This is a genomic window from Streptomyces sp. MUM 203J (assembly GCF_022414595.1).
In the GTDB taxonomy this organism is placed as follows: domain Bacteria; phylum Actinomycetota; class Actinomycetes; order Streptomycetales; family Streptomycetaceae; genus Streptomyces.
The window spans coordinates 23,877-46,952 of record NZ_JADWYO010000021.1; the positions used below are offsets into that span (position 1 = coordinate 23,877).

The 23,076-nt window shown below is 71.0% G+C and carries 19 protein-coding genes; 17 read left to right on the plus strand and 2 right to left on the minus strand.

Translation table 11 applies throughout. The features are described from left to right. Positions 1 to 70 precede the first annotated feature (70 nt). Together thrS and I3F58_RS13555 are read left to right on the plus strand one after the other, a co-directional pair. Positions 71 to 2,047 (plus strand): threonine--tRNA ligase, encoded by a 1,977-nt coding sequence (gene thrS, locus I3F58_RS13550; RefSeq protein ID WP_240108630.1) that lies wholly within the window; start codon positions 71 to 73, stop codon positions 2,045 to 2,047. Between the two features lie 95 nt (positions 2,048 to 2,142). Next, positions 2,143 to 2,703, plus strand: coding sequence for an HIT domain-containing protein (locus I3F58_RS13555; RefSeq protein ID WP_240108631.1), 561 nt, complete (start codon positions 2,143 to 2,145; stop codon positions 2,701 to 2,703). Between the two features lie 2 nt (positions 2,704 to 2,705). Here I3F58_RS13555 and I3F58_RS13560 read toward each other — a convergent pair whose 3' ends face one another. After that, positions 2,706 to 4,328, minus strand: coding sequence for a hypothetical protein (locus tag I3F58_RS13560; RefSeq protein ID WP_240108707.1), 1,623 nt, complete (start codon positions 4,326 to 4,328; stop codon positions 2,706 to 2,708). A gap of 214 nt (positions 4,329 to 4,542) precedes the next feature. Next, entirely contained in the window at positions 4,543 to 6,747 is a 2,205-nt protein-coding gene (locus tag I3F58_RS13565; RefSeq protein WP_240108632.1) for an elongation factor G-like protein EF-G2, read from the minus strand. A 312-nt stretch (positions 6,748 to 7,059) separates the two neighbouring features. On the opposite strand from I3F58_RS13565, the gene pgsA reads away from it, so the two are divergent. The 15 genes from pgsA to I3F58_RS13640 all read left to right on the plus strand — a co-directional run bounded on the left by pgsA (position 7,060) and on the right by I3F58_RS13640 (position 22,996). After that, complete coding sequence (gene pgsA, locus I3F58_RS13570; RefSeq protein ID WP_240108633.1) at positions 7,060 to 7,788, plus strand: phosphatidylinositol phosphate synthase; 729 nt, start codon at positions 7,060 to 7,062, stop codon at positions 7,786 to 7,788. Then, a complete protein-coding gene (locus I3F58_RS13575) occupies positions 7,785 to 8,744 on the plus strand; it encodes a phosphatidylinositol mannoside acyltransferase (protein WP_240108634.1) in 960 nt (319 codons plus the stop codon). The genes pgsA and I3F58_RS13575 overlap by 4 nt, the downstream gene beginning before the upstream one ends. Beyond that, positions 8,741 to 9,904 carry a glycosyltransferase family 4 protein gene (locus tag I3F58_RS13580; protein WP_240108635.1) on the plus strand — a complete coding sequence of 388 codons (1,164 nt, stop codon included), beginning with the start codon at positions 8,741 to 8,743 and terminating at the stop codon, positions 9,902 to 9,904. The genes I3F58_RS13575 and I3F58_RS13580 overlap by 4 nt, the downstream gene beginning before the upstream one ends. Positions 9,905 to 10,100: 196 nt before the next feature. Continuing rightward, entirely contained in the window at positions 10,101 to 10,643 is a 543-nt protein-coding gene (locus I3F58_RS13585) for a hypothetical protein (RefSeq protein WP_240108636.1), read from the plus strand. Between the two features lie 522 nt (positions 10,644 to 11,165). Then, complete coding sequence (gene pdxS, locus I3F58_RS13590) at positions 11,166 to 12,080, plus strand: pyridoxal 5'-phosphate synthase lyase subunit PdxS (protein ID WP_308355006.1); 915 nt, start codon at positions 11,166 to 11,168, stop codon at positions 12,078 to 12,080. A gap of 6 nt (positions 12,081 to 12,086) precedes the next feature. Next, a complete protein-coding gene (pdxT, locus tag I3F58_RS13595; protein WP_240108637.1) occupies positions 12,087 to 12,680 on the plus strand; it encodes a pyridoxal 5'-phosphate synthase glutaminase subunit PdxT in 594 nt (197 codons plus the stop codon). A 62-nt stretch (positions 12,681 to 12,742) separates the two neighbouring features. Beyond that, the gene (locus tag I3F58_RS13600; protein ID WP_240108638.1) at positions 12,743 to 13,495 is read left to right on the plus strand and encodes a YebC/PmpR family DNA-binding transcriptional regulator; all 753 of its coding nucleotides are present in this window, start codon (positions 12,743 to 12,745) and stop codon (positions 13,493 to 13,495) included. Positions 13,496 to 13,627: 132 nt separating this feature from the next. Next, a complete protein-coding gene (gene ruvC / locus I3F58_RS13605) occupies positions 13,628 to 14,173 on the plus strand; it encodes a crossover junction endodeoxyribonuclease RuvC (protein ID WP_240108640.1) in 546 nt (181 codons plus the stop codon). Continuing rightward, entirely contained in the window at positions 14,170 to 14,781 is a 612-nt protein-coding gene (ruvA, locus tag I3F58_RS13610; protein WP_240108641.1) for a Holliday junction branch migration protein RuvA, read from the plus strand. The genes ruvC and ruvA overlap by 4 nt, the downstream gene beginning before the upstream one ends. Before the next feature lie 109 nt (positions 14,782 to 14,890). Continuing rightward, entirely contained in the window at positions 14,891 to 15,958 is a 1,068-nt protein-coding gene (gene ruvB, locus I3F58_RS13615) for a Holliday junction branch migration DNA helicase RuvB (protein ID WP_240108643.1), read from the plus strand. A gap of 164 nt (positions 15,959 to 16,122) precedes the next feature. After that, positions 16,123 to 16,620 (plus strand): preprotein translocase subunit YajC, encoded by a 498-nt coding sequence (yajC, locus tag I3F58_RS13620; RefSeq protein WP_308355007.1) that lies wholly within the window; start codon positions 16,123 to 16,125, stop codon positions 16,618 to 16,620. Positions 16,621 to 16,770: 150 nt separating this feature from the next. After that, complete coding sequence (gene secD / locus I3F58_RS13625) at positions 16,771 to 18,579, plus strand: protein translocase subunit SecD (RefSeq protein WP_240108644.1); 1,809 nt, start codon at positions 16,771 to 16,773, stop codon at positions 18,577 to 18,579. Between the two features lies 1 nt (position 18,580). Further along, positions 18,581 to 19,660: a protein translocase subunit SecF gene (gene secF / locus I3F58_RS13630; protein ID WP_240108645.1), complete on the plus strand. Its 1,080-nt coding sequence runs from the start codon at positions 18,581 to 18,583 to the stop codon at positions 19,658 to 19,660. Continuing rightward, positions 19,660 to 20,214: an adenine phosphoribosyltransferase gene (locus I3F58_RS13635; RefSeq protein ID WP_240108647.1), complete on the plus strand. Its 555-nt coding sequence runs from the start codon at positions 19,660 to 19,662 to the stop codon at positions 20,212 to 20,214. Before secF ends, I3F58_RS13635 begins: the two co-directional genes overlap by 1 nt. A 160-nt stretch (positions 20,215 to 20,374) precedes the next feature. Then, positions 20,375 to 22,996 (plus strand): bifunctional (p)ppGpp synthetase/guanosine-3',5'-bis(diphosphate) 3'-pyrophosphohydrolase, encoded by a 2,622-nt coding sequence (locus I3F58_RS13640; protein ID WP_240108649.1) that lies wholly within the window; start codon positions 20,375 to 20,377, stop codon positions 22,994 to 22,996. Positions 22,997 to 23,076 lie beyond the last annotated feature (80 nt).

Below are 23,076 nucleotides of genomic sequence, written 5' to 3' on the forward strand. Positions count from 1 at the left end.
CGGTACCATTCCCTACTACATCGCGCGCGCCCACGACCGGGCGCGTTCCGCCTTCAGTCAGGAGAGACCGGTGTCAGACGTCCGTGTGATCATCCAACGCGATTCCGAGCGGGAAGAGCGCGTGGTGACGACGGGCACTACCGCCGCCGACCTCTTCCCCGGCGAGCGCACCGTCGTCGCCGCCCGGGTGAACGGCGAGCTGAAGGACCTCGCGTACGAGCTCCGGGACGGCGAGACCGTCGAGGGCGTCGAGATCTCCTCCCAGGACGGTCTCGACATCCTGCGCCACTCCACCGCGCACGTCATGGCCCAGGCCGTCCAGGAACTCTTCCCGGAGGCCAAGCTGGGCATCGGCCCGCCGATCAAGGACGGCTTCTACTACGACTTCGACGTGGAGAAGCCGTTCACCCCCGAGGACCTCAAGCGCATCGAGAAGAAGATGCAGGAGATCCAGAAGCGCGGCCAGCGCTTCTCCCGTCGGGTCACCACCGACGAGGCCGCCCGCGAGGAACTGGCGAACGAGCCGTACAAGCTGGAACTGATCGGCCTCAAGGGCTCGGCGTCGAGTGAGGACGGGGCGAACGTCGAGGTGGGCGGCGGCGAGCTGACCATCTACGACAACCTGGACGCGAAGACCGGCGAGCTGTGCTGGAAGGACCTGTGCAGGGGGCCGCACCTGCCCAGCACCCGGATCATCCCGGCGTTCAAGCTGATGCGCTCGGCCGCCGCGTACTGGCGCGGCAGCGAGAAGAACAAGCAGCTGCAGCGCGTCTACGGAACCGCCTGGCCGTCCAAGGACGAGCTGAAGGCGCACCTCGAATTCCTGGCCGAGGCCGAGAAGCGGGACCACCGCAAGCTGGGCGCCGAACTGGACCTCTTCTCGATCCCGGAGCAGATCGGCTCCGGCCTCGCGGTCTTCCACCCGCGCGGCGGCATCATCCGCCGGGTCATGGAGGACTACTCGAGGAAGCGGCACGAGGAGGAGGGCTACGAGTTCGTCTACAGCCCCCACGCGACCAAGGGGAAGCTGTTCGAGACCTCGGGCCACCTGGACTGGTACGCCGAGGGCATGTACCCGCCCATGCAGCTCGACGAGGGCGTGGACTACTACCTCAAGCCCATGAACTGCCCGATGCACAACCTGATCTTCGACGCGCGGGGACGCTCGTACCGCGAGCTGCCGCTGCGGATGTTCGAGTTCGGGACGGTCTACCGGTACGAGAAGTCGGGCGTCGTGCACGGCCTGACCCGCGCCCGGGGCTTCACCCAGGACGACGCGCACATCTACTGCACCCGCGAGCAGATGGCGGAGGAGCTCGACAAGACGCTCACCTTCGTCCTGAACCTGCTGCGTGACTACGGTCTGACCGACTTCTACCTGGAGCTGTCGACCAAGGACCCGGAGAAGTTCGTCGGCTCGGACGAGATCTGGGACGAGGCCACCGAGACCCTCCGCCAGGTGGCCGAGAAGCAGGGCCTGCCCCTCACCCCGGACCCGGGCGGCGCGGCCTTCTACGGCCCGAAGATCTCCGTCCAGACGAAGGACGCGATCGGCCGTTCCTGGCAGATGTCGACGATCCAGCTGGACTTCAACCTCCCGGAGCGTTTCGACCTGGAGTACACCGCTGCCGACGGCACCAAGCAGCGCCCGGTCATGATCCACCGAGCCCTGTTCGGCAGCATCGAGCGCTTCTTCGCCGTACTGCTGGAGCACTACGCGGGCGCCATGCCGCCGTGGCTGGCCCCGGTCCAGGCGGTCGGCATCCCGGTGGGCGACGCGCACGTCGCGTACCTCCAGGAGTTCGCCGCCGAAGCCAGGCGGAAGGGCCTGCGGGTCGAGGTGGACGCGTCCTCGGACCGGATGCAGAAGAAGATCCGGAACCAGCAGAAGCTGAAGGTCCCGTTCATGATCATCGTCGGTGACGACGACATGAACGGCGGCACGGTGTCCTTCCGGTACCGCGACGGTTCGCAGAAGAACAACATTCCGCGTGATCTCGCGCTGCAGGAGATCGCCGACGCCGTCGAGCGCCGCGTCCAGGTGTGATGTCGTCTCCGCGCACGCGGGGCTGACCGAGGGGGGGGCGGTACCCGGCCGGGTACCGCCCCCCCTCGGCGCGTCCGCAGGCTCCGTCAGCCCATATGCTGATCCGCATGACGAATGAGCCCGAGCAGCAGATCGGAGTCGGGACGCCGGACGCGTTCCAGCGCCTGTGGACGCCCCACCGGATGGCGTATATCCAAGGGGAGAACAAGCCCAGTGGCTCGGGCGCGGGCGACGGCTGCCCGTTCTGCACCATTCCGTCGAAGAGCGACGAGGACGGGCTGATCATCGCTCGGGGCGAGAGCGTCTACGCGGTGCTGAACCTGTACCCGTACAACGGCGGCCACTGCATGATCGTCCCGTTCCGGCATGTCGCCGACTACACCGAACTGAACGATCCCGAGACCGCCGAGCTGGCCGTCTTCACCAAGCGGGCGATGAAGGCTCTGCGCAAGGCCTCCGGGGCCCACGGGTTCAACATCGGCATGAACCAGGGTGCGGACGCCGGCGCCGGTATCGCCGCCCATCTGCATCAGCACATCGTTCCCCGCTGGGGCGGCGACACCAACTTCATGCCGGTCGTCGGCCACACCAAGGTCCTGCCGCAGCTCCTCGCCGACACCCGCCGGATGCTCGCGGAGGCATGGTCCGACGCCTAGCCTCAGGCGTCGTACATGTCTGCCTTCTTCGGGGCCGGGTCGGCGGCGAAGCTGCTGCCGGCCATGGAGCTGGTGTCCACGCCGTGTTCCTCCAGGACCTTCACGGTCGCGGCGTGGACCGCGCGCATCACGGGAGTGGCCGCGCGGATCGCGTCGTCCGCCATGAAGCGGTGCTTCCAGGGGGCCTCGGCCCACACGTGGCGGAGGCCGAAGGGCTCGGGCAGTTCGAGTTTGCCGCCGAGGAAGTCCAGGACCGGGGGGAACCAGGTCAGGGGGGCGCGTACGGCGAGGCGTACGACCTCGTTGGTCTCGATCAACGGGAGCTTGATGTCCCGGGTCTCCCAGAAGCGGACCGTCTTGGCGACCGTCTTGGTCTTCGCGGCGGGTTTGCCGAGGAACAGGCCGTTCACCGGGCCGAGCGCGTGGCCGGAGACCTCGATGCGCAGGGTGTGGAGCAGGGAGGTGACCGTGACCAGCATGGTGAGGACGAGCTGGCCGTCCCAGAGAACGAACTGCACGCCCAGGTAGTGACGGTTGCCCTTGCCGAACTGGTTCTCGTTGCAGATGCGCTGGATCTCGTGCGGTTTCACCTGGTACGCGACGATGTTCTCGCCGTCGGGGCGGGCGACCTCCTTGGCGCCGTCACCGACGGGGACGACGATCCAGTGGTGCACGGACGGGGTGGGGAACCCGGTCTTCAGGGAGCCGCGTTCGAGGAGCTTGAGCTGGTCGTGGATGGGGCGTATGACGTCCCAGGTGCGGAAGGCGTGGATCTCCTGGCCGTCGCGGGGCTTCAGTTCCTCCGCGAGATGCCAGCCGCCCCATCGGGTGCCCATGCCGAGTATGCCGCGCGGCCCGGCGTAGAAGACGACGTTGGAGTGCTGTTCGGCGGTGAGCTTCTCCAGGTTCTGGCGGAGTTCCTCCGCGGCGGTCTCGCCGGGGGACTGGGGAACGGCTTCGGGGATCTTCGCGGCGACGCCGCCTCCGCTGAGCAGGCCCTCCCAGCGGGCCCGCAGGTCCTTGGCGGTCTTCTCGCAGACGTACTTGGCGAGGTACCAGCCGATGACCGGGGCGATCACCATGGCGCGCACATAGACCGACAGGAAGCCGGTGACCGGCAGTCTGACCAGGACGAGGACGCCGAGGACACCGGCGCCGAGGAGGAGCGCGGTGCTGACGAGCCCGGCGCGCTTGCCGTCGGCTCCGGACATGGAGCGGCGGAGCTGGAAGACGACGAGCCAGAGCAGCAGTCCGGGGAGGAAGGCCACTCCGAAGACGAGGGTGATGAGGGTGAGGCGGGTGTCTCGCTGTTTGCGGAGCCGGTTGGCGGCGAGGCAGTGTTCGACGACGGGCTGCGGGTCGGTGCCGAAGGACTGGATGACGGGACTGCGCCCGCCGCCGAGCATGCGGGTGGCGACGGCACGGGAGTAGGCCTCACCCAGATTGGGCTCGAAGAGGCTGAACTTGCCCTTCTTGACTTTGGATTCGTACCAGTCGTTGTTGGCCTTGAGGATGTCTTCGAGCGGGCTGTCCCGGTACGCGGCGGAGGCCAGGGCGTTGGTGGCCACCGTCTGTCCGGCAGAGCCCGCGAGCGGGACCTGAGCCCCGGGGCCGAAACTGTCCATTGTCACTGCCGCCCCCATCGACGCCTGTGCCGCATGCTGAGTCCCCGCACTGCGGCCTTCCCAACTCGGCGCTGTCGCACACCTTCTGAGCTGGGCACTACAGCCTATCGGGGACGTATGCCCCGCGTCAGGGCCTGTGGACAACGGCCGGATCCGCCTGCCGGGCAGAGGAGTTGGCGGGCGGATCCGGCGGGGCCGCAGTGGCCGCGGTGAGTCAGGAGGCGTCGGACTCCGCGCGGATCCTCTCCGCGAGGTGCGGAGGCATGGCCTCGTGGCGGGTGTAGGTGCGCTGGAAACGGCCGGTGCCGTGGGAGAGGGAGCGCAGTTCGATGGCGTACCGGTCGATCTCGATCTCGGGGACGTCGGCGCGGACGAGGGTCTGGCCGGGTCCTGCCTGCTCGGTGCCGACGACACGGCCGCGGCGGCCCGAGAGGTCGCTCATGACGGGGCCGACGTACGCGTCGGGGATGAGGACGCGGACTTCCGCGACGGGTTCGAGGAGCTGGACGGGGGTGTCGGCGGCGGCTTCGCGGAGGGCGAGGGCGCCGGCGGTCTGGAAGGCGGCGTCGGAGGAGTCGACGGAGTGGGCCTTGCCGTCGCGGAGGGTGACGCGGATGTCGACCAGGGGGTATCCGGTGGAGACGCCGCGGGCGGCCTGGGCGCGTACGCCCTTCTCGACGGAGGGGATGAACTGGCGGGGGACGGCGCCGCCGACGACCTTGTCGACGAACTCGATGCCGGAGCCCTGGGGGAGGGGTTCCACGTCGATCTCGCAGATGGCGTACTGGCCGTGGCCCCCGGACTGCTTGACGTGCCGGCCGCGTGCGGCGGCCTTGTCTCCGAAGGTCTCCCGGAGGGCGACCTTGTGGGCGACGGTGTCGACCTGGACGCCGTAGCGGCTGCGGAGGCGTTCGAGGGCGACTTCCATGTGCGCCTCGCCGAGGCACCAGAGGACGATCTGGCGGGTGTCCTGGTTCTGTTCGAGCCGCATGGTGGGATCTTCGGCGGCGAGTCGGGCCAGGCCTTGGGAGAGGCGGTCCTCGTCGGCCTTGCTGTGGGCGCGGATGGCGACGGGGAGGAGCGGATCGGGCATGGACCAGGGCTCCATGAGGAGCGGGTCGTCCTTGGCGGAGAGGGTGTCGCCGGTCTCGGCGCGGGTGAGTTTGGCGACACAGGCGAGGTCGCCCGCGATGCAGTGGTTCATCTGGCGCTGCTGCTTGCCGAAGGGGCCGAAGAGCGCACCGATGCGTTCGTCGACGTCGTGGTCCTCGTGCCCGCGGTCGGTGAGACCGTGCCCGGAGACGTGGACGGTGTCGTCGGGGCGGAGGGTGCCGGAGAACACGCGGACCAGGGAGATGCGGCCGACGTAGGGGTCGGAGGTGGTCTTGACGACTTCGGCGGCGAGGGGGCCGGCGGGGTCGCAGGTGAGGGCGGGCCGCGGTGTTCCCTGGGGGGTGGTGACGTCGGGTGCGGGGTGTTCGAGAGGGGTGGGGAAGCCGCGGGTGATGAGGTCGAGGAGTTCGACGGTGCCGAGGCCCTGCGTGGCGCCGTCGGCTGCGGGGGCGGCGGCGAGAACGGGGTGGAAGGTACCGCGGGCGACTGCCTTCTCCAGGTCGTCGATGAGGGTCTTGAGGTCGATGTCCTCGCCGCCGAGGTAGCGGTCCATGAGGGTCTCGTCCTCGCTTTCCGCGATGATCCCTTCGATGAGGCGGTTGCGGGCGTCCTGGATAAGGGGGATCTGCGAGTCGTCGGGCGGGTTCTCCTTTCGTTCGCCGGTGGAGTAGTCGAAGATCTTCTGGCTGAGCAGGCCGACGAGGCCGGTGGCGGGGGCGTGTCCGTCGGCGGCTTCGGGACCGAGGACGGGCAGATAGAGGGGCAGGACGGCGTCGGGGTCGTCGCCGCCGAAGATCTCGGCGCAGATCTGTGTGAGTTGTCCGAAGTCGGTGCGGGCGGTGTCGAGGTGGGTGACGACGATGGCGCGGGGCATGCCGACGGCGGCGCATTCGTCCCAGACGAGCCGGGTGGAGCCGGCGACGGCGTCGGCTTCCTGGGCGGCGGAGACGACGAAGAGGGCGGCGTCGGCGGCGCGGAGTCCGGCGCGGAGCTCTCCTACGAAGTCGGCGTAGCCGGGGGCGTCGAGGAGGTTGATCTTGCAGCCGTCCCAGGAGAGGGGAACGAGGGAGAGCTGGACGGAGCGCCGTTGCCGGTGCTCGATCTCGTCGTGGTCGGAGAGGCTGGTGCCGTCCTCGACGCGTCCGGCGCGGTTGACGGCACCCGCGGTGAGGGCGAGGGCCTCGACGAGGGTGGTCTTGCCTGCTCCGCTGTGGCCGACCAGCACCACGTTTCTGATGGATGAGGGCTGGTCGGCCGCTACTGCCCTGCCGGCGGCCCCGGGATGGGTGTTCGCCTTGTCGCCCATGGTTCTGCCTCCCGATCGCTGGTGCACGGTGAGGTGGGGGCGCGGGCACGGGGAGCGGCGTGTGTGGGCATGGGCCCCAGCCCGGTCGGGCGGCTCCGTCGGTGCCCGCGGTCGTTCTTCGAGCTTTCCACTGTGTCGGGGCCGCGTCCATACGGCGGACATCGGCCGATGCGGGAGGGGTGGTACGGGGGTGCGTCGGGAGCCCCCCGGGTGTCGTGCGGGTGCCCGCGGGTGTGGCGGGGCGGTGCGTGGCTACGATGGGCGCGCCGGTGGCCGTAGGGGCCGCTCGGCCACCGACCTCTCGGGAAGGCCATGCTGAACAAGTACGCGCGTGCGTTCTTCACGCGTGTTCTCACGCCGTTCGCCGCGTTTCTGCTCCGCCGGGGGGTGAGTCCCGATGTGGTGACCCTGGTCGGAACGGCCGGGGTGGTGGCGGGTGCGCTGGTGTTCTTCCCGCGCGGTGAGTTCTTCTGGGGCACGATCGTCATCACGCTGTTCGTGTTCTCCGACCTGGTGGACGGGAACATGGCCCGTCAGGCGGGGGTCTCCAGCAGGTGGGGGGCGTTCCTGGACTCGACGCTCGACCGGGTCGCGGACGGCGCGATCTTCGGCGGGTTCGCGCTCTGGTACGCGGGCGGCGGGAACGACAACGTGCTGTGCGCGGTGTCGATCTTCTGTCTCGCGAGTGGCCAGGTGGTGTCGTACACGAAGGCGCGCGGCGAGTCGATCGGGCTGCCGGTGGCGGTGAACGGGCTGGTCGAGCGGGCGGAGCGGCTGGTGGTGTCGCTGGTCGCGGCCGGCTTCGCGGGGCTGCACAAGTTCGGCGTGCCGGGGATCGACGTGCTGCTGCCGATCGCCCTGTGGGTGGTGGCGGTGGGCAGTCTGGTGACGCTGGTGCAGCGGATGGTGACGGTCCGCCGCGAGGCGGCGGAGGCGGATGCGGCCGCGGCCGCGGCGGCCACCGGTACCGGTGGCACGGGTGAGCCCGGTGGGGGTACCCCGGGCGGGGGGAGTACGAGGGGGAGTGAGGCCACGTCATGAGCCGGGCGCGTGAGCGGTTGACCGACGGTCTGTACGGGCTGGGCTGGGGCACGGTGAAGAAGCTGCCCGAGCCGGTCGCGGTGGGCCTGGGCCGGAGGATCGCGGATACGGCGTGGAAGCGGCGCGGCAAGGGGGTGCTGCGGCTGGAGTCGAACCTCGCGCGCGTGGTGCCGGATGCCTCGCCGGAGCGGCTCGCGGAGCTGTCGCGGGCCGGGATGCGCTCGTACATGCGGTACTGGATGGAGTCGTTCCGGCTGCCGGCGTGGAGCCGGGAGCGGGTGAGCGGCGGCTTCGATCCGAAGGACCTGCACCATCTGACGGACGGGCTGGCCAGCGGCCGGGGCGTGGTACTGGCGCTGCCGCATCTGGCGAACTGGGATCTTGCCGGGGTGTGGGTCACCCGCGCGTTGGGCGTGCCGTTCACGACCGTCGCGGAGCGGCTGAAGCCGGAGACGCTGTACGACCGGTTCGTGGCGTACCGGGAGTCGCTCGGCATGGAGGTGCTGCCGCACACGGGCGGGGCGGCGTTCGGGACGCTGGCGCGGCGGCTGCGGTCGGGCGGGCTGGTGTGTCTGGTCGCCGACCGGGACCTGTCGTCGTCGGGCGTGGAGGTCGACTTCTTCGGGGAGAAGGCGCGGATGCCCGCCGGTCCGGCGCTGCTGGCGCAGCAGACCGGGGCGCTGCTGCTGCCCGTGACGCTGTGGTACGACGACACGCCGGTGATGAAGGGGCGGGTGCATCCGCCGGTCGGGGTGCCGGAGTCAGGCAGCCGGGCGGAACGGACGTCTGTGATGACGCAGGAGCTGGCGGACGCCTTCGCCGGCGGCATCGCGGAGCACCCGGAGGACTGGCACATGCTGCAGCGGTTGTGGCTGAAGGATCTGGAGCCCGGCAGGACGGCTCCTCGGCGGACCGGTACGGGGCCCGGGACGCGGCCTGAGACGGGGACGATGTGAGGATCGGCATCGTCTGCCCGTACGCGTGGGACGTGCCGGGCGGCGTCCAGTTCCATATCCGCGACCTGGCCGAGCACCTGATCCGGCTCGGGCACGAGGTGTCGGTGCTGGCGCCGTCCGACGACGAGACGCCGCTGCCGCCCTACGTGGTGTCGGCGGGGCGCGCGGTTCCGGTCCCGTACAACGGGTCGGTGGCCCGGCTGAACTTCGGTTTCCTGTCGGCGGCGCGGGTCCGGCGGTGGCTGCACGACGGCACCTTCGATGTGATCCACATCCATGAGCCGATGTCGCCGTCGCTGGGGCTGCTGGCGTGCTGGGCGGCGCAGGGGCCGATCGTGGCGACCTTCCACACGTCGAACCCGCGCTCGCGGGCGATGATCGCCGCGTACCCGATTCTCCAGCCCGCGCTGGAGAAGGTGAGTGCGCGGATCGCGGTGAGCGAGTACGCGCGGCGGACGCTGGTGGAGCATCTGGGCGGGGACGCGGTGGTCATCCCGAACGGCGTGGACGTGGAGTTCTTCGCGCGGGCCGAGCCGAAGGAGGCGTGGCAGGGGGAGACGCTCGGGTTCATCGGGCGGATCGACGAGCCGCGCAAGGGGCTGCCGGTGCTGATGCGGGCGCTGCCGAGGATCTTCGCGGCACGGCCGGGTGCGCGGCTGCTGGTGGCGGGGCGCGGCGACGCGAAGGAGGCCGTGGCGTCGCTGCCGCCGGAGCTTCGGGAGCGGGTGGAGTTCCTCGGCATGGTGAGCGACGAGGACAAGGCGCGGCTGCTGCGCAGCGTCGATGTGTACGTGGCGCCGAACACGGGCGGGGAGAGCTTCGGGATCATCCTCGTGGAGGCGCTGTCGGCCGGCGCACCGGTGCTGGCGAGCGATCTGGACGCGTTCGCGCAGGTGCTGGACCAGGGCGGGGCGGGCGAGCTGTTCGCGAACGAGGACGCGGACGCGCTGGCCGACGCGGCGATCCGGCTGCTGGGCTACCCGGCGCGGCGTGAGGAGCTGCGGGCGCGGGGGAGCGCGCACGTCCGGCGGTTCGACTGGTCGGCCGTGGGCGCGGACATCCTGGCCGTGTACGAGACGGTGACGGACGGGGCGGCGTCCGTGGCGACGGACGAGCGGGCGACGGGGTTGCGGGCCCGGTGGGGGCTGGCACGGGAGTAGCGGCCGGCTGGGAGAGGCACCGGTGCGGGCCTTCCCCGGCCCCGCCCCTTCCCGGCTGTGCCGGTGTCCGGCTCCGCCGGGCGGCGGGCCGCGCTTCCCGGCCCCCGCTGCCGCCTCCCCGGAGGGGTGTGCCCGGCAGGGAGCCCGCCCCCGGGCACCGGGCGGGCCGGGTTCCGGGGCCCGATAGCCTTCCGGCGTGATCGAAACCCTCATCTGGATCGTTCTCGCCCTCGTCGTCGTCGGCGTGTACCTGAGCTGGACCGCGGGGCGGCTCGACCGGCTGCACGCGCGGCTCGACGCCGCACGGGCGGCGCTGGACGCGCAGCTGCTGCGGCGGGCGTCGGTGGCGCAGGAGGTGGCCACGTCGGGGGTGCTCGACCCGGCGGCGTCCATCGTGCTGTACCAGGCGGCGCACGCCGCGCGACAGGCGGAGGAGGAGCAGCGGGAGGTCGCGGAGAGCGAACTGAGCCAGGCGCTGCGGGCGGTGTTCGGGGAGCCGGAGCAGGTGGAGGCCGTCCGCGAGGCGCCCGGGGGCGAGGAGACGGCCGGAGAGCTGGCCGCGGCGGTGCGCCGGGTGGCGATGGCGCGGCGCTTCCACAACGACGCGGTACGGGCCGCGAGGGCGCTGCGCAGGCACCGCAAGGTGCGCTGGTTCCGGCTGGCGGGCCACGCCCCGTTCCCGCTGGCGTTCGAGATGGACGACGAGCCCCCGGCGGCGCTGGCGGACCGGGTGGCCTGATCCCGTCGTCGGGGTGAATCCCGGTGCGTGGGCCATCTCGCAGGCCGTGGCGTGGCGGTACCTCGTCATGACCCGTCCGCCACCGGGCTGGGTCCGGTGGGGTCCGGTGCGTCCGGCGCCGCCCCGGCCCGCGGGCGGGGCCGGACGGACGACCGGATGGTCCTGGACGGGATCGTGCGGAGGTTCCGGGGACCGGGGCCGCCCCGCGGGACGCGCCCGACGGTACGGGCCGTGGGCCGCGCCGCCCACCGGGTTCCGCCGGTGGACCGCGGACGTGACGTCCGGCCGGATGCTGCGGGCCGAGAGGGCCGGCACGGCCGTGTGCGGCGTCGGTTTTCCCCGCCCCGCGGGCGCATCCACCGGACCCCGCACACCGGCAGAACAGGCCGGGACCTCGGGTTTCGCCGGAAAACGAGCCACCGCGTCGTCATTGGCCCTTGATGTGGACTGGTCGCAGCCTGTTTCCTCGCTGTGTTGTCCTGGGTCTTTCCGACCCGTCCCGCTTTCCGAGTGAGGTCCTCCGTGTCCACCACGCCCACCACCACCCCGCAGTCCCCCGAGACCGGCACCGCGCGCGTGAAGCGCGGTATGGCCGAGCAGCTCAAGGGCGGCGTGATCATGGACGTCGTCACGCCGGAGCAGGCCAAGATCGCTGAGGACGCCGGCGCCGTCGCCGTCATGGCCCTGGAGCGTGTGCCCGCCGACATCCGCAAGGACGGCGGCGTCGCGCGCATGTCCGACCCGGACATGATCGAGGGCATCATCGAGGCCGTCTCCATCCCGGTCATGGCCAAGTCCCGCATCGGCCACTTCGTCGAGGCTCAGGTCCTGCAGTCCCTCGGCGTCGACTACATCGACGAGTCCGAGGTCCTCACCCCGGCCGACGAGGTCAACCACTCCGACAAGTGGGCCTTCACCACCCCGTTCGTGTGCGGCGCCACCAACCTGGGCGAGGCCCTGCGCCGTATCGCGGAGGGCGCGGCCATGATCCGCTCCAAGGGCGAGGCCGGCACCGGCAACGTCGTCGAGGCCGTCCGCCACATGCGCCAGATCAAGAACGAGATCGCCCGCCTGCGCGGTTTCGACCACAACGAGCTGTACGCCGCCGCCAAGGAGCTGCGCGCCCCGTACGAGCTGGTCAAGGAGGTCGCCGAGCTCGGCAAGCTGCCGGTCGTGCTGTTCTCCGCCGGTGGCGTCGCCACCCCGGCCGACGCCGCGCTGATGCGTCAGCTGGGTGCCGAGGGCGTGTTCGTCGGCTCGGGCATCTTCAAGTCCGGCGACCCGGCCAAGCGCGCCGCCGCCATCGTGAAGGCCACCACCTTCTACGACGACCCGAAGATCATCGCGGACGCGTCCCGCAACCTGGGCGAGGCCATGGTCGGCATCAACTGCGACACCCTCCCCGAGGCCGAGCGCTACGCGAACCGGGGCTGGTAAGCACTGATGAGCACCACCCCCGTGATCGGCGTCCTGGCCCTCCAGGGTGACGTACGGGAGCACCTGATCGCCCTGGCTGCGGCGGACGCCGTGGCCAGGGCGGTCCGGCGCCCCGAGGAGCTGGCGGCGGTCGACGGTCTCGTCATCCCGGGCGGCGAGTCCACCACCATCTCCAAGCTGGCCCGTCTGTTCGGGATGGCGGAACCGCTGCGCGAGCGGATCGCCGCCGGGATGCCGGTGTACGGCACCTGCGCCGGCCTGATCATGCTCGCGGACAAGATCCTCGACCCGCGCTCCGGCCAGGAGACGTTCGGCGGCATCGACATGATCGTGCGCCGCAACGCCTTCGGACGGCAGAACGAGTCCTTCGAGGCGGCCGTCGACGTCGCCGGCATCGACGGCGGACCCGTGGAGGGCGTCTTCATCCGCGCCCCCTGGGTCGAGTCGGTGGGCGCCTCCGCCGAGGTCGTCGCGGAGTACGACGGGCACATCGTCGCGGTCCGCCAGGGCACGGCCCTCGCCACCTCGTTCCACCCGGAACTGACGGGCGACCACCGGGTGCACGCCCTGTTCGTCGACATGGTGCGCGCCGCGCTCTGACGAGATCCCGGTAGGATCTCCGGAGTTCGTTCTGTATTTGGTTACGCGAAGGAGACAGGCAGATGTCCGGCCACTCTAAATGGGCTACGACGAAGCACAAGAAGGCCGTGATCGACGCCAAGCGCGGCAAGCTCTTCGCGAAGCTGATCAAGAACGTCGAGGTCGCGGCCCGTACCGGCGGCGCCGACCCGGACGGCAACCCGACGCTGTTCGACGCCATCCAGAAGGCGAAGAAGAGCTCGGTGCCCAACAAGAACATCGAGTCGGCGGTCAAGCGCGGTGCCGGCCTCGAGGCGGGCGGCGCCGACTACGAGACGATCATGTACGAGGGTTACGGCCCGAACGGTGTCGCGGTGCTCATCGAGTGCCTCACCGACAACCGCAACCGTGCCGCCTCCGACGTCCGTGTCGCCATGACCCGCAACGGCGGCTCCATGGCCGACCCGGGCTCCGTGTCGTACCTCTTCAACCGCAAGGGCGTCGTCATCGTCCCCAAGGGCGAGCTGACCGAGGACGACGTGCTGGGCGCGGTCCTCGACGCCGGCGCGGAGGAGGTCAACGACCTCGGGGAGAACTTCGAGGTGATCAGCGAGGCCACCGACCTGGTCGCGGTCCGCACCGCCCTTCAGGAGGGCGGGATCGACTACGAGTCGGCCGAGGCCAGCTTCGTTCCCAGCATGCAGGTGCAGCTGGACGAGGAGGGCGCGAAGAAGATCTTCAAGCTGATCGACGCGCTGGAGGACAGCGACGACGTGCAGAACGTCTTCGCGAACTTCGACGTGGCCGACGAGGTCATGGCGGCGATCGACGCCTGACACGCGCCGGAACGGCGTCTGATCGACGGCACCACGCCGCGGGCCGACGGGGACACACCCCGTCGGCCCGCGGCGTTGTCAGAGGGTCCGGTTAATGTGGCCACCGCAGTCGAAGCAGGGAGGCGGGGCCAGATGCGGGTGCTTGGGGTGGACCCGGGGCTCACCCGGTGCGGGGTCGGAGTGGTCGAGGGCGTCGCCGGACGGCCGCTGGCGATGCTCGGCGTCGGCGTCGTCCGGACTCCCGCTGACGCGGAGACCCCCGACCGGCTCGTCGCCGTCGAGCGGGGCATCGAGGAGTGGCTGGACACCCACCGGCCCGAACTGGTCGCCGTCGAGCGGGTCTTCAGCCAGCACAACGTCCGTACGGTGATGGGCACCGCCCAGGCCAGCGCGGTCGCCATGCTGTGCGCCGCCCGGCGCGGCATCCCCGTGGCCCTGCACACCCCCAGCGAGGTCAAGGCCGCCGTCACCGGGTCCGGGCGCGCCGACAAGGCGCAGGTCGGAGCCATGGTCACCCGGGTGCTCCGGCTCGACGCCCCGCCGCGACCGGCCGACGCCGCCGACGCCCTCGCTCTCGCCATCTGCCACATCTGGCGCGCCCCCGCGCAGAACCGCCTCCAGCAGGCGGTCGCCGCGCACCGGGCGACGCACCGAGTTCTGAAAGGCCGCACCGCATGATCGCCTTCGTGACGGGCCCGGTCGCCGCCCTCGCCCCCACCACCGCCGTGATCGAGGTCGGCGGCGTCGGCATGGCCGTCCAGTGCACCCCGAACACCCTGTCAGGTCTGAGGATCGGTCAGGAGGCCCGGCTGCACACCTCGTTGGTCGTACGGGAGGACTCGCTCACCCTGTACGGCTTTCCCGACGACGACGAGCGGCAGGTCTTCGAACTGCTCCAGACCGCCAGCGGCGTCGGCCCCCGCCTCGCCCAGGCCATGCTGGCCGTCCACGCGCCGGACGCGCTGCGCGTCGCCGTCGCGTCGGGCGACGAGAAGGCGCTCACGGCCGTCCCCGGCATCGGCAAGAAGGGCGCCCAGAAACTGCTCCTGGAGCTGAAGGACCGGCTCGGCGCCCCGGCCGGCGGTCCCGTCGCGGCACCGGCCGCCGCCTCCGCGCCCCCGCCCTGGCGGGACCAGCTGCACGCGGCGCTCGTCGGCCTCGGCTACCAGGCGCGCGAGGCGGAGGAGGCGGTCAGCGCCGTGGCGCCGCAGGCCGAAGCCGAGGCGGACCCGCAGGTCGGGCAGCTCCTCCGGGCCGCGCTCCAGACCCTGAACCGGGCCCGCTGAGCCCGGGCCGCCGAGCACGGTCCGGCGGTCCGGGCCCGCCGGGCCGCCGCGCCCGGACCGCCGCCCGCCCAACGCCATCCCCGCCACCACACACCCGAGGCACACACTCATGAACTGGGACGACACCGCAGACGCGAGCGCCGTCGAGCGCCTGGTGGACTCCGCCGCCGACCGCGAGGACCAGGCCGTCGAGGCCGCGCTGCGCCCCAAGGACCTGGACGAGTTCATCGGCCAGGAGAAGGTGCGCGAACAGCTCGACCTGGTCCTCAAGGCCGCCCGCGCGAGGGGGGCCACCGCCGACCACGTCCTGCTGTCCGGCGCGCCAGGCCTCGGCAAGACCACCCTCTCCATGATCATCGCCGCGGAGATGGGCGCCCCCATCCGCATCACCTCCGGCCCCGCCATCCAGCACGCCGGAGACCTCGCCGCGATCCTCTCCTCCCTCCAGGAGGGCGAGGTCCTCTTCCTGGACGAGATCCACCGCATGTCCCGGCCCGCCGAGGAGATGCTGTACATGGCCATGGAGGACTTCCGCGTCGACGTCATCGTCGGCAAGGGCCCCGGCGCCACCGCCATCCCCCTCGAACTGCCGCCCTTCACCCTGGTCGGTGCCACCACCCGGGCCGGACTGCTGCCGCCTCCGCTGCGTGACCGGTTCGGCTTCACCGCGCACATGGAGTTCTACGTCCCCGCCGAACTGGAGCGGGTCGTCCACCGCTCCGCCCGCCTCCTGGACGTGGAGATCGGAGCCGAGGGCGCCGCCGAGATCGCCGGACGCTCCCGCGGCACGCCCCGGATCGCCAACCGGCTGCTGCGCCGCGTCCGGGACTACGCTCAGGTCAGGGCCGACGGGGTGGTCACCCGCGAGATCGCCGCCACCGCCCTCCGTGTGTACGAGGTGGACGAGCGCGGCCTGGACCGGCTCGACAGGGCGGTGCTGGAGGCCCTGCTGAAGCTGTTCGGCGGCGGACCGGTCGGCCTGTCCACGCTGGCCGTGGCGGTGGGCGAGGAACGCGAGACCGTCGAGGAGGTGGCGGAGCCCTTCCTGGTGAGGGAAGGACTGCTGGCCCGCACGCCGCGTGGCCGGGTCGCCACACCTGCCGCCTGGGCCCATCTGGGACTCGTACCCCCGCAGGCCACGGCCCCGGGCGGGCAGCAGGGCCTGTTCGGGGGGTGACGGCGCGGGCACTCGCCCGTCCGGGAACCGCGGTGCGATGCTGGGCGTTGTTCCATCGATGCGGACTCGCCTAGACTCCGCCGATGCCGCCCTTTCAGGTCGGCGTGCCCACCCCCGTAGATCAGGCCGCTCACCAGCGCGGTCGTGCGAAGGAAATCTGTCCCGTGGACAATCTCGTCACCCTTCTCCCCTTCATCGTGCTGATCGGGGCCATGTTCCTGATGACCCGCTCCGCGAAGAAGAAGCAGCAGCAGGCGCTGCAGATGCGCAGCAGCATGCAGCCCGGCACCGGTGTCCGGACGATCGGGGGCATGTACGCCACCGTGAAGGAGGCCGGTGACGACACGGTCCTCCTCGAGGTCGCGCCCGGAGTGCACGCCATCTACGCGAAGAACTCGATCGGCGCCGTCCTGGACGACGCGGAGTACAACCGCATCGTCCACGGTGAGACGGACTCCGAGGAAGACGGCGAGCTGAGCGCCGACGACCTGCCGGCCGTGCCGGACGACGCCTCCTCGCTGATCGAGTCCGACGACGCCAAGGGCGACGCCAAGCCGGACCTCACCAAGAAGGAGGCCGCGGCCGAGGGGGACGAGGCAGCCGGCAGCGCCGACGCCGCCCGCAAGGACGGCAAGACCGACGGCGAGGCCGACACGAAGTAGCCGCGCACGGGGACCCCGGGCCGCCGACCGCGCCCCGGGGTCCCCGTACCGCGTCCACTTCGGCATCTGCGGGGGCAGGTCCCCACACATACTTCGTGGCCGCCCCGCGCACACCCGGCGCGGGGCGGTTGGACAGGGAGATACGACAAGGTGGCAGCACCGAAGAAGGGCAGAAGGCCGTCGGGGGGCCAGGGGAGGCCAGGGCGTGCCCTGGTGTTCATCCTGATCGCGATGGTCGCGCTGGCCGGCGGCATGTTCTGGTCCGGTCACACGACGCCGCGGCTGGGCATCGACCTGGCCGGCGGTACGACGATCACGCTGGAGGCCAAGGCCGAGCCCGGCCAGGAGAGCGCGGTCAACGAGACCAACATGAACACGGCGGTCGGCATCATCGAGCGCCGTGTGAACGGTCTCGGCGTGCAGGAGGCCGAGGTTCAGACCCAGGGCTCCCGGCACATCATCGTGAACATCCCCAAGGGGACGGACCAGGAGCAGGCGCAGAAGCAGGTCGGCACCACCGCGCAGCTCTACTTCCGGCCGGTCATCGCGGTCGCCCCCAGCGAGCCCGAGATCCCCGAGCCGTCCACGAGCGGCTCTCCCAGCCCGTCCACGAGCCCGTCCCCGGGCACCTCGGCCTCCTCGTCCGACAAGAAGGACGGCGCCAAGGACGACGAGGACGCCGCCACGGCCCCGTCGGCCACTGCCACCACCCAGGGCCGTGCCCTGACCGACGCCCTGAAGAAGGCCCCGAGCCCCGGCGCGTCCGAGGGCGCCTCGCCCAGCCCGAGCGCCTCCCTCCCGGAGCTGCCAGCCCCGGCCGTCAGCCCCAGCGCCGACCCCGCCGGCGACGCCGCACTCCAGGCCAAGTTCGCCGCTCTGAACTGCGCCGACGAGCAGGAGCGGGTCAAGGTCAGCGAGGGCGTCAAGCCGACCGACGCCATCGTGGCCTGCGGCAAGAACCCGGCCGGTCTGTGGGAGAAATACCTGCTCGGCCCGGCCGAGGTCGACGGCAAGGACGTCGACGACGCGCGAGGCGTGCTGGACCCGGAGCAGGGCCGGTGGATCGTCCAGCTGGAGTTCAACAGCGCGGGCACCAAGAAGTTCGCCGACACCACGACGAAGCTGTCCAGCCAGGGCGACCCGATGAACCGCTTCGGGATCGTGCTGGACGGCGAGGTCGTCTCCGCGCCGTCGGTGAACCTCCCGATCACCGGCGGTCAGGCCGAGATCTCCGGCAGCTTCGACCAGAAGTCGGCCCAGGAGCTGGGCAACATCCTCTCCTACGGAGCGCTGCCGCTGTCCTTCCACGAGCAGTCGGTCACCACGGTCACCGCGGCGCTGGGCGGCGAACAGCTGCAGGCGGGCCTCATCGCCGGTGCCATCGGCCTGGCGCTGGTCATCATCTACCTGGTGGTCTACTACCGCGGCCTGTCGCTGGTCGCGATCGCGTCCCTGGGCGTGTCCGCGATCCTCACGTACACGATCATGGCGCTGCTCGGCCCGGCGATCGGCTTCGCGCTGAACCTGCCGGCGGTGTGCGGTGCGATCGTCGCCATCGGTATCACGGCTGACTCGTTCATCGTGTACTTCGAGCGCATCCGTGACGAGATCCGCGAGGGCCGCACCCTGCGCCCCGCCGTCGAGCGGGCCTGGCCGCGGGCCCGGCGCACCATCCTGGTGTCCGACTTCGTGTCCTTCCTGGCCGCCGCGGTGCTGTTCATCGTGACCGTCGGCAAGGTGCAGGGCTTCGCGTTCACGCTCGGCCTGACCACCGCACTCGACGTGGTCGTGGTGTTCTTCTTCACCAAGCCGCTGATGACGATCCTGGCCCGCGGCAAGTTCTTCGGCGGTCAGCACCCCTGGTCCGGCCTCGACCCGAAGCGTCTGGGCGCCCAGCCGCCGCTGCGCCGCTCGCGCCGTACCACGCCCGTCGTCCCGACCGAACCGAAGGAGGCGTGAGATGTCTCGACTCGGGAATCTCGGCGCCCGTCTCTACCGCGGTGAAGTCGGTTACGACTTCGTCGCCAAGCGCAAGCTCTGGTACGGGATCTCGATCCTGATCACCATCACCGCCATCGCCGCGCTGGCGGTGCGCGGCCTGAACATGGGTATCGAGTTCAAGGGCGGCGCGGTCTACAACACCCCGGCCACCTCGGTCTCCCTCGCGAAGGCGCAGGAGATCACCGAGGAGGCCGCCGGGCACGACGCGATCGTCCAGAAGCTCGGCAACGGCACTCTGCGCATCCAGGTGTCCAGCCTGGACACCGCGCAGGCCAACGAGATCAAGGGTGAGATCGCGGAAGGCCTCGGGGTCGACGCCGACGCCGTCAACGCCGAGCTGGTCGGCCCCAGCTGGGGCAAGCAGATCGCCAACAAGGCATGGACCGGCCTCGGCGTGTTCATGATCCTCGTGGTGATCTATCTGGCGATCGCCTTCGAGTGGCGGATGGCGCTGGCCGCGCTCATCGCACTCGTCCACGACCTCACCATCACCGTCGGCATCTACTCGCTCGTCGGCTTCGAGGTCACCCCCGGCACGGTGATCGGTCTGCTCACCATCCTCGGCTACTCCCTGTACGACACGGTCGTCGTGTTCGACGGGTTGAAGGAGTCGTCGAAGGACATCACCAAGCAGACCCGCTACACCTACAGCGAGATCGCCAACCGCAGCCTCAACGGCACCCTGGTGCGGTCCATCAACACCACGGTCGTGGCGCTGCTGCCGGTGGCAGGCCTGCTGTTCATCGGCGGCGGCTTCCTGGGCGGCGGCATGCTGAACGACATCTCGCTGTCCCTGTTCGTGGGCCTCGCGGCCGGCGCGTACTCCTCGATCTTCATCGCCACCCCGCTGGTCGCGGACCTCAAGGAGAGCGACCCGCAGATGAAGGCCCTGCGCAAGCGCGTCCTCGCCAAGCGTGCCGCGAACGCCATGAAGAAGGACGGCGAGCAGGACACCGGAGACGAGCTGCCCGAGGCCGCCGGGGCCATCGCCGGGCAGCGTGCCCGCCGGGGCGGCGACCGGCCGACCGGGAGGCGCTGATGACCGCCGACAGCCGAGCCGACACCCGGGAGCTGCTTCTCAGCCGCATCCGGGACGTGCCGGACCACCCCAAGCCCGGTGTGATGTTCAAGGACATCACACCGCTGCTCGCGGACCCGCTCGCGTTCGCCGCGCTCACCGGGGCCTTCGCCGACCTGTGCGCCGGCTTCGGCGCCACGAAGATCGTCGGCCTGGAGGCGCGCGGGTTCATCCTCGCCGCCCCGGTCGCGGTCTCCGCGCAGATCGGCTTCGTGCCGGTCCGCAAGGCGGGCAAGCTGCCAGGCGCGACGCTCCGGCAGGCGTACGAGCTGGAGTACGGCACGGCCGAGATCGAGGTCCACGCCGAGGACCTGGCTCCGGGCGACCGCGTCATGGTCATCGACGACGTCCTCGCCACCGGCGGCACCGCCGAGGCCTCCCTGGAGCTGATCCGGCGGGCCGGTGCCGATGTGGCGGGCGTCGCCGTTCTCATGGAGCTGGGCTTCCTGGCCGGGCGCGCCCGGCTGGAGGCCGCCCTGCGCGGCGCCCCGCTGGAGGCGCTGATCACCCTCTGACGGCAGCGGCCGACAACCGTACGGGACGGGCATCCGGGAACACCGGGTGCCCGTCCCGCGTCGTCCGCGGGTACCGCCCGGGGCGAGTGGGACGCCCGGGGTCGATACCATGGGGTTTCCGGGACTCACCGGGGGACCCGGACCCGCACGAGGAGCGCCCTTGCCAGACGAGGTCCAGCCACTCTCCGCCGCGACCCCCGACCAGCGGGCCGACCAGGCACGGAAGGCCGCGGCGACCTCCGCCACGCCATCCGACCGGCCCGCCGACGCGGCGTCGGCTGCCGAGGGTGCCTCACCCGCCTCCGCCCGCCCCGCGCCCAAGCCCGCGGCACCGGGCACGGCGCAGCAGGGCGGCCGGTCCGGCAAGGCCCAGCCCAAGCCGGCCCCGCCGGTCAAGCAGGCGCCGCCCGCCAAGGCAACCCCCGCGAAGCCGAAGCCCGCGGCGCCCCCGGTCAAGCCCGCGCCCCCGGCCCCGGTCCGCTCCAGCGGGTCCTCCAGCCGGGTCCGCGCGCGCCTCGCCCGTCTCGGAGTGCAGCGCTCCACCACGTACAACCCGGTCCTCGAACCCCTGCTGCGGATCGTCCGCAGCAACGACCCGAAGATCGAGACGGCCACGCTCCGCCAGATCGAGCAGGCCTACCAGGTCGCGGAACGCTGGCACCGCGGCCAGAAGCGCAAGAGCGGTGACCCCTACATCACCCACCCGCTGGCCGTCACCACCATCCTGGCCGAACTCGGCATGGATCCCGCCACGCTCATGGCGGGCCTCCTCCACGACACCGTCGAGGACACCGAGTACGGCCTGGAGGACCTGCGCCGCGACTTCGGGGACCAGGTCGCCCTCCTCGTCGACGGTGTCACCAAACTCGACAAGGTCAAGTTCGGGGAGGCCGCCCAGGCCGAGACCGTCCGCAAGATGGTCGTCGCCATGGCCAAGGACCCCCGCGTCCTGGTCATCAAGCTCGCGGACCGCCTGCACAACATGCGCACCATGCGCTATCTCAAGCGTGAGAAGCAGGAGCAGAAGGCCCGCGAGACCCTGGAGATCTACGCTCCGCTCGCCCACCGCCTGGGCATGAACACCATCAAGTGGGAGCTGGAGGACCTCGCCTTCGCGATCCTCTACCCCAAGATGTACGACGAGATCGTCCGGCTCGTCGCGGAGCGCGCGCCCAAGCGGGACGAGTACCTCGCGATAGTGACCGACGAGGTCCAGGCCGACCTGCGGGCCGCCCGCATCAAGGCCACCGTCACCGGACGCCCCAAGCACTACTACAGCGTCTACCAGAAGATGATCGTCCGCGGCCGGGACTTCGCGGAGATCTACGACCTGGTCGGCATCCGCGTCCTCGTCGACACCGTCCGCGACTGCTACGCCGCCCTCGGCACCATCCACGCGCGATGGAACCCGGTCCCCGGCCGGTTCAAGGACTACATCGCGATGCCGAAGTTCAACATGTACCAGTCGCTGCACACGACGGTCATCGGTCCCGGCGGCAAGCCCGTCGAACTCCAGATCCGCACGTTCGACATGCACCGCCGCGCCGAATACGGCATCGCCGCGCACTGGAAGTACAAGCAGGAGGCCGTCGCCGGCACCTCCAAGGTGCGCACCGACACCCCGCGCGCCGGTGGCAAGGGCAAGGACGCCGTCAACGACATGGCGTGGCTGCGGCAGCTCCTGGACTGGCAGAAGGAGACCGAGGACCCGGGTGAGTTCCTGGAGTCCCTGCGCTTCGACCTGTCCCGCAACGAGGTCTTCGTCTTCACCCCCAAGGGCGATGTCATCGCGCTCCCCGCCGGGGCCACACCCGTCGACTTCGCGTACGCCGTCCACACCGAGGTCGGCCACCGGACCATAGGGGCCAGGGTCAACGGCCGTCTCGTGCCGCTGGAGTCCACCCTGGACAACGGCGACCTGGTGGAGGTCTTCACCTCCAAGGCCGCGGGTGCCGGACCGTCCCGCGACTGGCTCGGCTTCGTCAAGTCGCCCCGCGCCCGCAACAAGATCCGCGCCTGGTTCTCCAAGGAGCGCCGCGACGAGGCCATCGAACAGGGCAAGGACGCCATCGCCCGGGCGATGCGCAAGCAGAACCTGCCGATCCAGCGGATCCTCACCGGCGACTCCCTGGTCACCCTCGCGCACGAGATGCGCTACAGCGACATCTCCTCGCTGTACGCGGCGATCGGCGAGGGCCATGTCACAGCGCAGTCCATCGTCCAGAAGCTCGTCCAGGCCCTCGGCGGCGAGGAGGCCGCGACCGAGGACATCGCGGAGACCGTGCCCCCGGCCCGGGGCCGCGGCAAGCGGCGCGCCAAGGCCGACCCGGGTGTCGTCGTCAAGGGCGTCGAGGACGTGTGGGTCAAGCTGGCCCGCTGCTGTACGCCCGTACCCGGCGACCCGATCATCGGCTTCGTCACCCGTGGCAGCGGTGTGTCGGTGCACCGCGCGGACTGTGTGAACGTCGACTCGCTGTCGCAGCAGCCCGAGCGGATCCTGGACGTCGAGTGGGCGCCCACCCAGTCGTCCGTCTTCCTCGTCGCCATCCAGGTCGAGGCCCTGGACCGCTCGCGGCTGCTCTCGGACGTCACCCGCGTCCTGTCCGACCAGCACGTCAACATCCTGTCGGCGGCCGTCCAGACGTCCCGGGACCGGGTGGCCACCTCCCGCTTCACCTTCGAGATGGGCGACCCCAAGCACCTGGGGCACGTCCTGAAGGCGGTGCGGGGTGTCGAGGGCGTGTACGACGTGTACCGCGTGACATCGGCCCGCAGGCCGTAACCGGGGCCGCGGGGCGCCGAACGCCGAAGGGCCGGTACGGATGATCCGTACCGGCCCTTCGTACGACTCCCGCCTCAGCC

Excerpts from the sequence above, each read along its gene's own strand:
- I3F58_RS13555 (WP_240108631.1), top strand. The coding sequence starts at position 2,143 with ATGCTGATCCGCATGACGAATGAGCCCGAGCAGCAGATCGGAGTCGGG.
- I3F58_RS13560 (WP_240108707.1), bottom strand. The coding sequence starts at position 4,328 with ATGGACAGTTTCGGCCCCGGGGCTCAGGTCCCGCTCGCGGGCTCTGCC.
- I3F58_RS13565 (WP_240108632.1), bottom strand. The coding sequence starts at position 6,747 with ATGGGCGACAAGGCGAACACCCATCCCGGGGCCGCCGGCAGGGCAGTA.
- pgsA (WP_240108633.1), top strand. The coding sequence starts at position 7,060 with ATGCTGAACAAGTACGCGCGTGCGTTCTTCACGCGTGTTCTCACGCCG.
- I3F58_RS13575 (WP_240108634.1), top strand. The coding sequence starts at position 7,785 with ATGAGCCGGGCGCGTGAGCGGTTGACCGACGGTCTGTACGGGCTGGGC.
- pdxT (WP_240108637.1), top strand. The coding sequence starts at position 12,087 with ATGAGCACCACCCCCGTGATCGGCGTCCTGGCCCTCCAGGGTGACGTA.
- I3F58_RS13600 (WP_240108638.1), top strand. The coding sequence starts at position 12,743 with ATGTCCGGCCACTCTAAATGGGCTACGACGAAGCACAAGAAGGCCGTG.
- ruvC (WP_240108640.1), top strand. The coding sequence starts at position 13,628 with ATGCGGGTGCTTGGGGTGGACCCGGGGCTCACCCGGTGCGGGGTCGGA.
- ruvA (WP_240108641.1), top strand. The coding sequence starts at position 14,170 with ATGATCGCCTTCGTGACGGGCCCGGTCGCCGCCCTCGCCCCCACCACC.
- ruvB (WP_240108643.1), top strand. The coding sequence starts at position 14,891 with ATGAACTGGGACGACACCGCAGACGCGAGCGCCGTCGAGCGCCTGGTG.
- secF (WP_240108645.1), top strand. The coding sequence starts at position 18,581 with ATGTCTCGACTCGGGAATCTCGGCGCCCGTCTCTACCGCGGTGAAGTC.
- I3F58_RS13635 (WP_240108647.1), top strand. The coding sequence starts at position 19,660 with ATGACCGCCGACAGCCGAGCCGACACCCGGGAGCTGCTTCTCAGCCGC.